This window comes from Pseudomonas sp. NPDC086251 (genome assembly GCF_044746405.1).
Classification (GTDB): domain Bacteria; phylum Pseudomonadota; class Gammaproteobacteria; order Pseudomonadales; family Pseudomonadaceae; genus Aquipseudomonas.
Window position 1 is genome coordinate 1 of record NZ_JBIVBY010000070.1, and the last position, 9194, is coordinate 9194.

Below are 9194 nucleotides of genomic sequence, written 5' to 3' on the forward strand. Positions count from 1 at the left end.
CTGACGCGCTGACCCGTCCGTTTTCCGCTGAACAGTTCAGCTTCTCTTCCTACATTGATATGGAGCCCTTCGGCGTTGTGGTTTGCCAGGTTCGTGCGGTCGAAGCCTTGCAGTTCGGTGTGGCCATGCCACGCCCCGGTTACAACGTATTCGTCATGGGCGAGCCCGGCACTGGCCGGTTTTCGTTCGTCAAACGCTACCTGAAGGCCGAAGGCAAACGCCTGCAGACCCCGGCGGATTGGGTCTACGTCAATAATTTCGACGACCCTCGGGAACCTCGCGCACTGGAATTGCCATCGGGCACGGCCGGTGCTTTCATCGATGACATCAACGGTTTGATCGACAACCTGCTGGCGACTTTTCCAGCCGTGTTCGAGCACCCGTCCTACCAGCAGAAGAAAAGCGCCATCGACCGCGCGTTCAACCAGCGTTACGACAAGGCGCTGGACGTGATCGAGCGCCTGGCACTGGAGAAAGACGTCGCGCTGTACCGCGACAGCAGCAACATCGCCTTTACCCCGATGGCTGACGGCAAGGCCGTGGACGAAGCGGAATTCGCCCAATTGCCGGAAGCCGATCGCGAACGTTTCCACGACGATATTTCCTGGCTGGAAGAACGGCTGAACGAAGAACTCGCCAGCCTGCCGCAATGGAAGCGCGAGTCGAGCAATCTGCTGCGCCAGCTCAACGAAGAAACCATCACCCTGGCCTTGCAGCCCTTGCTGTCTCCGTTGTCGGAGAAGTATGCGGAAAACGCGGCAGTCTGTGGCTACCTGCAAGCCATGCAGGTGTATTTGCTGAAAACCGTGGTCGAGCAACTGGTGGACGACAGCAAGACCGACGCCATCGCCCGCAAGCTGCTGGAAGAGCAATACGCCCCGAGCCTGGTGGTCGGCCATCCGCACAGCGGCGGTGCGCCTGTGGTGTTTGAACCGCACCCGACGTACGAAAACCTGTTCGGCCGCATCGAGTACACCACCGATCAGGGCGCGCTCTACACCACGTATCGCCAGTTGCGTCCGGGTGCGCTGCACCGCGCCAACGGCGGCTTCCTGATTCTGGAAGCAGAAAAAATGCTCAGCGAGCCCTTCGTGTGGGATGCGCTCAAACGCGCCCTGCAATCGCGCAAACTGAAAATGGAATCGCCGCTGGGCGAGATGGGCCGTTTCGCCACGGTAACCCTGACGCCGCAGCACATTCCGTTGCAGGTCAAGGTGGTCATCATCGGCGCGCGTCAGCTGTACTACACGCTGCAAGACCTCGATCCGGACTTCCAGGAGATGTTCCGGGTCCTGGTGGATTTCGACGAAGACATCCCGATGGTCGACGAGAGCCTGGAGCAGTTCGCCCAGCTGCTCAAGACCCGCACCTCCGAAGAAGGCATGGCGCCGCTGACGGCCGATGCGGTGGCGCGCCTGGCGACGTACAGCGCTCGTCTGGCGGAGCACCAAGGGCGTTTGTCGGCGCGGATCGGTGATCTGTTCCAGCTGGTCAGCGAGGCGGATTTCATTCGCCATTTGGCCGGTGACGAAATGACCGACGCCGGGCACATCGAGCGTGCGCTCAAGGCCAAGGCCACCCGTACCGGACGCGTCTCGGCGCGGATTCTCGATGACATGCTGGCCGGCATTATCCTCATCGACACCGATGGCGCGGCGGTTGGCAAATGCAATGGGCTGACAGTGCTCGAAGTCGGTGACTCGGCCTTCGGTGTGCCGGCACGGATTTCCGCCACGGTTTATCCGGGCGGCAGCGGCATCGTCGACATCGAGCGCGAGGTCAACCTTGGCCAGCCGATTCACTCCAAAGGCGTGATGATCCTCACCGGGTACCTGGGCAGCCGTTACGCCCAGGAATTCCCGTTGGCGATCTCCGCGAGTATCGCCCTGGAGCAATCCTACGGTTACGTCGATGGCGACAGTGCGTCGTTGGGCGAGGCGTGCACCTTGATCTCGGCGTTGTCGAAAACGCCACTCAAGCAGTGCTTCGCGATCACTGGCTCGATCAATCAGTTCGGTGAAGTGCAGGCGGTGGGTGGGGTCAACGAGAAGATCGAAGGCTTCTTCCGCCTCTGCGAAGCGCGCGGGCTGACGGGTGAGCAGGGGGCGATCATTCCCCAGGCCAACGTGGCCACGCTGATGCTCGACGAGAAGGTGCTGGCGGCGGTGCGCGCGGGTCAGTTCCATGTCTACGCGGTCCGCCAGGCCGACGAGGCGTTGAGCCTGTTGGTGGGCGAACCGGCCGGTGCGCCGGATGCCGATGGCCAATTCCCCGAAGGCAGCGTCAACGCGCGGGTAGTGGAGCGCCTGCGGGTCATCGCGGAAATGATCAGCGAAGAAGACCTCAAGGAAGCCGAGAAAGAGATGGCGCAGGAAGCGTTGGCGGAGACCAAACCGGCCTGACGCAAATCGGACTTGGGATCACACAACGCCAATGTGGGAGCGGGCTTGCTCGCGAAAGCGGTTTTTCATTCAACAGAGATGTTGGTCGATACACCGCCTTCGCGAGCAAGCCCGCTCCCACATTTTTTTCGGTGCTAACTCAAAAAGTGCCATCACTTTGGCGTCAATATTCACACAATGACCATTCGGCGCCTTCTGGTCTCACTTGACGTGCCAGTCAGACTTTTCTTCTATTATCAGCTCAAGGATATCGACAGTAATCACTGGATCGAGACAGCCTTCGTGTGGGGGCTGAATACCGGATCTAACGAGGGTCGCCGCCATGTCGCGCAACCTCTGCCTCACCCGTCAATGCCTGGGTCTTGTGACCCGTATCGAATGCGCCATCCGCCCGTTGGCGGGGGATACGGGCATGTGGACCTTGCTTTTCGCCGCCGGAATGGCTGGCGAACAACCTTCAGCCATCAAGGCCCAGGGCCCGTTTCATGGCCCCTTCGTCGCTGAGTCGATTCTCGACACCATTGTTGAAAGCCTGACCCTGCACGGCTATGAACTGGCCGATGATCCGCAAATCTGGTGCCTGCATCTGCAAGCCCAGCTGCGGGAAATCAACGGTGGGCGTTACCGCAGCGCCCCGTAGGCGCTGTCGAGCAGGTTATTGATCAAGGCTGGAAGTATCAGCCTTGTCGAGTTTGACCTCGAATCCATATTGCACCGTGGCGAGGTCGGTTCGCTGGTAGGTTTCCAGGCGGGTGGGTTGCCCGTAGAAGTAGTGCACGCTGAACAGTGCCGGGCCTTGCGCGCTCGCATCGTGACTGACCGACAGAATCTCCTTCAGGTAATTACCGCTGTCGTCCTTGGCGAAGAAACGCCAGTCCTGAGCGGGGAACAGCTTTGAATCCACTACCAATGCGTTGCCTTTGAGCTCCAGGCCTTTGGGTAACTGGTGGGCATCGAGGGTTTGCTTGTCGACCAAGGCCAGGAACATCGGCATGGAGCCTATCGCGTAAGCCGGTGTTTCCGGAAACAGGTTCAAATCGTAGGTGATGGTGCCGCGCAAGGGATCGACCTGGTACGCCTCTGGCGGCAACTCGATCGGCTCGTCGCGCTTGCCGCTGCTGTCTTCGGTGAAGAAACTGACCGGGCTTTCGCCGGGGTTGAAGGAGGTACCGAGCAATTCATCATTGAAGCTCTTGGGGTGAACGAACTCGATTTGTGCAGCGCTGGGGTCTTCGACCGATTGACTGATAGTGACGCTTTTTTTCAGTTGCTCCTCGCCCAGCGTCGCACCCTTGAGCCAGGTCGGGGCCTGGTCGTCGTACACCACCACCGGCAACGCCAACGGCTGGATGGATTTCTCCGTGGTGTTGCGATCGAAACGGCGTATCGGCAGGTTCAGGTCCCTGTGGGTCACCGTGGCCGCGGAGAAATCCAGCACGCTGACCTCGACGGTTTCGATCGGTCCGTTGAAGTAGACCTTGGAATAATGATGGGTCTGTTGCTTTTCAAACGCTTGTTGTTCGTCATTCAGCTGTTTTTCAAACGTTTCGCTCCAGGCCTTTTGTTGCTGCATTTTCGCCAGTTGTTTTTGATAGAAGGCAATCTGTGCAGCGGTTTCATTGATCGAGCCTGAGCGCGAAAGAAACTGCCCGGTGGTGTCTTTGGCCTGCACGATCAGCGGGTTCAGCGGCGTGTCGCCGACCTCGGGGGCCAGCGGCGCGCTGTTGTTGAATTCGATTTCGGCGTAGTTGTTTTCAAGTTTCAGCAAGGTGACGCTGAGGTTGTCGTTGGTGCGGGTCTGGCCGACGTCTTTTTTCGTCAGGTCGAAGCTGTAGAGCCGGCGCGGCGCAATGACTTCCACTTTGCCTTGCAGGCTCACCGGTTGCGGCTGGTTCTTGTTTTCCACATCCAGGCCATCGATGAAGGGGTAGGTCACCGTCAGGTCATCGGGGTTGGTCAGGTTGGAGCTCGACGGGCTCAGCTGAATACCGGGGTCGGTTTCCGACCATTCCGGCTGAAACGCGATGACGCGTTTGTTGCTCAGCGTGACCGATTGCCATTCCAGGCCATGGGGAAAGAGAAACGCGGCCGGAATATTGAAATTGAAAGGGAACACCGGTTGCAGGTCGGTCAGGTAATCGGAGCTGGAATCCTTGTGCAAGACGAACAGGCCGTTGATGTACGTGTCGACCAGGGCCTGTGGCGTGGGGTAGTGCTTGAGCACGGCGAGGGCGTCTTCGCCGTATTCGGTTTCCACCGGTTTGCTGTCGAGCTTGAGTTGCGCACGTTCAAGCAACAGCAGTGAACCACCGAGTTCGGCGACGGCATCCTTGAGTTTCGGATCCTCAATCGCATCCAGAGACTTCTCGAACTGCGCGGTCTTTTCCTCGAGGCTGACCTGGCGCTTTTCATCGCTGGGCGAGCAGCCGATCATCAGCAGCGCCAGGCACAGCCCGGCACTCGTTAAAGGCAATCGCACATCCATTTTCCCGTCTTCCTGTCCGATGTCGCTGAGCTGTCAATGGTTTGGACACTAGCAGAAAAACTTTGTCACACACGCGCAGGTTGCGGATTTTCCGACGGTTTCTGGGTGCAACAGGTGGCTGGTATACTCGCGGCCATTTCCAGCCCCTGTGTGAGATTCAATGGAACGTTTTATCGAAAATGCAATGTACGCCTCCCGTTGGCTGCTGGCGCCGATCTACTTCGGCCTGTCCCTTGGGCTGCTGGCCCTGGCGCTGAAATTCTTCCAGGAAGTCTTCCACGTCATCCCCAACGTGTTCTCGATGGCCGAATCGGACCTGATCCTGGTGCTGCTGTCGCTGATCGACATGGCGCTGGTCGGCGGTTTGCTGGTGATGGTGATGATTTCCGGGTACGAGAACTTCGTGTCCCAACTGGACATCGACGACGACAAGGAAAAGCTCAATTGGCTGGGCACCATGGATTCGTCTTCGTTGAAGATGAAAGTGGCCGCCTCCATCGTGGCGATCTCGTCGATCCACCTGCTGCGGATTTTCATGGACGCCAAGAACGTCGATCCCGAGCATTTGAAGTGGTATGTGATCATCCACATGACCTTCGTGATCTCGGCCTTTGCCATGGGTTACCTGGATAAGCTGACCAAGCACTGATCCGCGCGATCCCCCAGACCGCGATCCCTGTAGGAGCGAGGCTTGCCCGCGAAGCCGGCCTGACAGATAACACCTATGTCGTCTGACACGGCCTCTTCGCGGGCAAGCCCCGCTCCTACACAGAAGGGGTGAAACAGACGGGCGGTGTTGTTTTTGGCTTGTACTTTGAGGCATCAAGGCATATGCCTGTAAGGGACTTGGCTCGCCACTGTTTGAGGTGCGTTCATGAACCTGCAAGAGTTGAATGCCTATGCCATCGCCGGGAAGGTCGATGAGCTGAACCTGATCTCGATGGAAGGCGGGATCTACCTGCTGGAAGCGCGCATGCATGGCGCGGCGTATCCGTTGAGTGATGCCCACGGTCAGATGTTTCATGTGCGCTCTGTCGAGCATGCACGTGAAGTGCTTCACGCCTGTCCAAGCGTACCGTTCAACCTTGTGCACACCTCGGTTCATGACGAAATGTGCGGGCTCGGTGGAAATACCGAAGAAAGCCTGAAGGTGCCGATTGCCTTCCGTTCTGTGTGGCAGCGCTGACGCCCCTGATCAACGCGATGGCATCTGTGCTAGTCTGCTGGCCCTTTTGGTTCCGGGCGCTCCGGGACGCGCTGTGCACGCACGGCAAGTTCCTGGGCCGTCCGCACAGCGGAGCAGTGTCATGTCCGAAGTAAATCTGTCCACCGACGAAACCCGCGTCAGCTACGGTATTGGCCGTCAGTTGGGCGACCAGCTGCGCGACAACCCGCCGCCAGGCGTCAGCCTGGACGCGATCCTGGCTGGCCTGACCGACGCCTTCGCTGGCAAGGAAAGCCGTGTAGGTCAGGAAGAAATGTCCGCGAGCTTCAAAGTCATTCGTGAAATCATGCAAGCCGAAGCAGCCGCCAAAGCTGAAGCCGCTGCTGGCGAAGGCCTGGCGTTCCTGGCTGAAAACGCCAAGCGTGATGGCATCACCACCCTGGCTTCCGGCCTGCAATTCGAAGTGCTGACTCAGGGTGAAGGCGCCAAGCCAACCCGTGAAGACCAAGTGCGCACTCACTACCACGGCACGCTGATCGACGGCACTGTCTTCGACAGCTCCTACGAGCGTGGCCAGCCTGCAGAATTCCCGGTTGGCGGCGTGATCCCAGGCTGGACCGAAGCCCTGCAACTGATGAACGCCGGCAGCAAATGGCGCCTGTACGTACCGAGCGAACTGGCTTACGGCGCACAAGGCGTTGGCAGCATTCCGCCGCACAGCGTACTGGTATTCGACGTCGAACTGCTCGACGTTCTGTAAGACCTGATCCTGTAGGAGCGAAGCTTGCTCGCGAAGGGGGTGTGTCATTCAACGATGATGTTGAATGTTGTGGCCTCTTCGCGGGCAAGCCTCGCTCCTACAGGGTTTTGTGGTGTTTTTCATATTTCGATCTTGTGCTGCAGTTCATTCGTCGGGCGCAACGCCCGGGCATAGCAGAACAGAAACAGATTGCGCACCAGTTCCTTCAACACCACCGGCTCGCTGGAACTCAGGCCGTTGACGTCCAGATCACCCTGATCCTGCAGCTCGTTCAAGGCTTCTTCTTCAAGCACCGCACAGACTTCCCCGGTTTCCCGATGCAGGATCCTGAGGTAAGGGTGTGGGCGGTCCAGCCAGGCATCGATCAAATAAGTCATGGGTCTCATCTCCATTGATGGGTTTCAATGAGAATAATTCTTATTCATCAAATAGCAAGGACCTATTGGCGGTTTGGGTTTTTTTCAGGGTAAAGATTGCGTAAGGTCAAAACGGCTGGCGTTTGGCTACTGCGAGGGATTGCCGGGCGGAGCAGGAGAGGGTGAAGCACCATCCCACGCCGGGCGCAGGATGGAGTACAGCAGGCTCAGACTTTTCTGACGAACTCGGATTTGAGCTTCATCGGGCCAATGCCGTCGATCTTGCAGTCGATGTCGTGATCGCCATCGCAGAGGCGAATGTTCTTGACCTTGGTGCCGACCTTGACCACCAGCGACGTGCCCTTGACCTTCAGGTCCTTGATCACGGTGATGGTGTCGCCGTCCTGCAGGACGTTGCCCACCGAATCCTTTTTCACGGTGTCATCCGACGCTGCTTCGGCTTCGCCGCTGGCGGACCACTCGTGGGCGCACTCAGGGCAGATCAGCTGGGCGCCGTCTTCATAGGTGTATTCGGAATTGCATTTTGGGCAGGGTGGCAACGTGCTCACTAAAGCTCCTTGGATTCAGGATCGCTAAAAAGCGCACATTGTATAGGGTTTTTAGTAGGCAAGGGGCGACGCATGATTGGTAGGAGCGAGGCTTGCCCGCGAAGGCGATCTGCCAGTCGACATCAAGTTGACTGACACATCGCCTTCGCGGGCAAGCCTCGCTCCTACAGAAGCTCGCTTAGTGCGTGCGGGCGACCGCAAACTCGCTCAGCTCGACCAGTGCGTCGCGGTACTCGCTGGCTGGCAGCGCGTCGAGGCATTTGATCGCACGGGCCACGTAGTCGCGGGCCAGTTTCGCGGTGTAATCCAGCGAGCCCGAGGCTTCAACGGCTTCGCGGATGCTTTCCAGGTCTTCGATGCCGCCTTTCTGGATCGCCTTGCGCACCAGTGCAGCCTGCTCCGGTGTACCTTCACGCATGGTGTAGATCAGCGGCAGGGTCGGCTTGCCTTCGGCCAGATCGTCACCGACGTTCTTGCCCAGGGTTTCGGCATCGCCACGGTAATCCAGCAGGTCGTCGACCAGTTGGAACGCCACGCCCAGGTGGTCGCCGAACGTACGCAGCGCTTCGCTCTGCTCCGGCGAGGCACCGGCCAAAGCGGCGGCACTGTGGGTCGAGGCTTCGAAGAGCATCGCGGTCTTGCCGCGGATGACTTCCATGTAGGTTTCTTCGGTGGTGCTGGCGTCGCGGACCTTCGACAGCTGCAACACTTCGCCTTCGGCGATAATGCGCGTGGCTTGCGACAGGATCTTCATCACCGGCATGGAGCCCAGTTCGACCATCATTTCGAAAGAACGCGAATACAGGAAGTCGCCCACCAGCACGCTTGGCGCGTTGCCCCACATGGCATTGGCGGTCGAGCGGCCACGGCGCATGCCGGACATGTCGACCACGTCGTCATGCAGCAGGGTGGCGGTGTGCAGGAACTCGATGGTCGCGGCCAGCAGGCGCAGGTCATCGCCTTCGCGGCCCAGTGCCTTGCCACACAGCAACACTAATAAGGGACGCAGGCGTTTACCGCCGGCCGAGGTAATGTAATCGCCGATTTTCGATACCAGCGGCACTCGGGAAGTCAGCTGCTTCTTGATGATGCCGTCGACGGCGCTAAAATCGTCCGCCACCGCGCGGTAGAAAGCTTGGGGTTGCATCAGCGACAGTTGCTCCAGAAGGGTTGCGCGGCATGCTAGGACCCACGTCGGCGGGTGTCAAGGCGCGATGGACGGCCTCTTGCATCGCTCAAGCAGCTTGCGTACAATCGCGCACCCTGAACTTCCTGGGCAGCACCTGCCTTACGCAATTGCAAAAAGGCCTTCCAGCCTTATGCAGCCATGCCAGCCAATACCTCTTCTTATAAAGAGCTGGGTGAGCAGGATTATCGGAGAAATACCATGTCGTACGCAGTAATTGTTACTGGTGGCAAGCAATACAAGGTCGCCCCGGGTGAATACCTGAAGATCG

At 58.8% G+C, this 9194-nt stretch carries 9 protein-coding genes and 1 pseudogene; 6 read left to right on the forward strand and 4 right to left on the reverse strand.

All coding sequences use genetic code 11. The annotated features are described in order from the left end of the window. Together ACIPL2_RS34775 and ACIPL2_RS34780 are read left to right on the forward strand one after the other, a co-directional pair. Positions 1 to 2402 (forward strand): Lon protease family protein (locus ACIPL2_RS34775; protein WP_401365272.1); only part of this gene is annotated, 2402 nt, incomplete at its 5' end. 322 nt (positions 2403 to 2724) lie between these two features. Then, a complete protein-coding gene (locus ACIPL2_RS34780; protein ID WP_401365275.1) occupies positions 2725 to 3042 on the forward strand; it encodes a hypothetical protein in 318 nt (105 codons plus the stop codon). Between the two features lie 15 nt (positions 3043 to 3057). Here the strand turns inward: ACIPL2_RS34780 and ACIPL2_RS34785 are convergent, their stop codons facing one another. Further along, a complete protein-coding gene (locus ACIPL2_RS34785; protein ID WP_401365277.1) occupies positions 3058 to 4887 on the reverse strand; it encodes a hypothetical protein in 1830 nt (609 codons plus the stop codon). 160 nt (positions 4888 to 5047) lie between these two features. Between ACIPL2_RS34785 and ACIPL2_RS34790 the strand changes: the two genes are divergently transcribed. The 3 genes from ACIPL2_RS34790 to ACIPL2_RS34800 all read left to right on the forward strand — a co-directional run bounded on the left by ACIPL2_RS34790 (position 5048) and on the right by ACIPL2_RS34800 (position 6812). Next, entirely contained in the window at positions 5048 to 5536 is a 489-nt protein-coding gene (locus ACIPL2_RS34790) for a TIGR00645 family protein (RefSeq protein WP_033054284.1), read from the forward strand. A 225-nt stretch (positions 5537 to 5761) separates the two neighbouring features. After that, positions 5762 to 6073, forward strand: coding sequence for a DUF6482 family protein (locus tag ACIPL2_RS34795; RefSeq protein WP_401365281.1), 312 nt, complete (start codon positions 5762 to 5764; stop codon positions 6071 to 6073). A 121-nt stretch (positions 6074 to 6194) separates the two neighbouring features. Continuing rightward, a complete protein-coding gene (locus tag ACIPL2_RS34800; protein ID WP_103303603.1) occupies positions 6195 to 6812 on the forward strand; it encodes an FKBP-type peptidyl-prolyl cis-trans isomerase in 618 nt (205 codons plus the stop codon). Between the two features lie 119 nt (positions 6813 to 6931). On the opposite strand, the gene ACIPL2_RS34805 is transcribed toward ACIPL2_RS34800, so the two are convergent. The 3 genes from ACIPL2_RS34805 to ACIPL2_RS34815 all read right to left on the reverse strand — a co-directional run bounded on the left by ACIPL2_RS34805 (position 6932) and on the right by ACIPL2_RS34815 (position 8884). After that, positions 6932 to 7189, reverse strand: a complete 258-nt coding sequence (locus tag ACIPL2_RS34805) for a hypothetical protein (RefSeq protein WP_059402011.1) — start codon at positions 7187 to 7189, stop codon at positions 6932 to 6934. A 206-nt stretch (positions 7190 to 7395) separates the two neighbouring features. After that, entirely contained in the window at positions 7396 to 7737 is a 342-nt protein-coding gene (locus ACIPL2_RS34810; RefSeq protein ID WP_010467527.1) for a zinc ribbon domain-containing protein YjdM, read from the reverse strand. A 178-nt stretch (positions 7738 to 7915) separates the two neighbouring features. Further along, positions 7916 to 8884, reverse strand: coding sequence for a polyprenyl synthetase family protein (locus ACIPL2_RS34815; protein ID WP_059402010.1), 969 nt, complete (start codon positions 8882 to 8884; stop codon positions 7916 to 7918). A 240-nt stretch (positions 8885 to 9124) separates the two neighbouring features. Here ACIPL2_RS34815 and ACIPL2_RS34820 point away from each other — a divergent pair. Continuing rightward, positions 9125 to 9194 (forward strand): annotated as a pseudogene (locus ACIPL2_RS34820) (bL21 family ribosomal protein); the annotation flags it as partial.

What these genes read in the sequence shown, in the direction of transcription:
- ACIPL2_RS34785 (WP_401365277.1), bottom strand. Translation starts at nt 4,887, where the DNA reads ATGGATGTGCGATTGCCTTTAACGAGTGCCGGGCTGTGCCTGGCGCTG.
- ACIPL2_RS34790 (WP_033054284.1), top strand. Translation starts at nt 5,048, where the DNA reads ATGGAACGTTTTATCGAAAATGCAATGTACGCCTCCCGTTGGCTGCTG.
- ACIPL2_RS34795 (WP_401365281.1), top strand. Translation starts at nt 5,762, where the DNA reads ATGAACCTGCAAGAGTTGAATGCCTATGCCATCGCCGGGAAGGTCGAT.
- ACIPL2_RS34780 (WP_401365275.1), top strand. Translation starts at nt 2,725, where the DNA reads ATGTCGCGCAACCTCTGCCTCACCCGTCAATGCCTGGGTCTTGTGACC.
- ACIPL2_RS34805 (WP_059402011.1), bottom strand. Translation starts at nt 7,189, where the DNA reads ATGACTTATTTGATCGATGCCTGGCTGGACCGCCCACACCCTTACCTC.
- ACIPL2_RS34800 (WP_103303603.1), top strand. Translation starts at nt 6,195, where the DNA reads ATGTCCGAAGTAAATCTGTCCACCGACGAAACCCGCGTCAGCTACGGT.
- ACIPL2_RS34815 (WP_059402010.1), bottom strand. Translation starts at nt 8,884, where the DNA reads ATGCAACCCCAAGCTTTCTACCGCGCGGTGGCGGACGATTTTAGCGCC.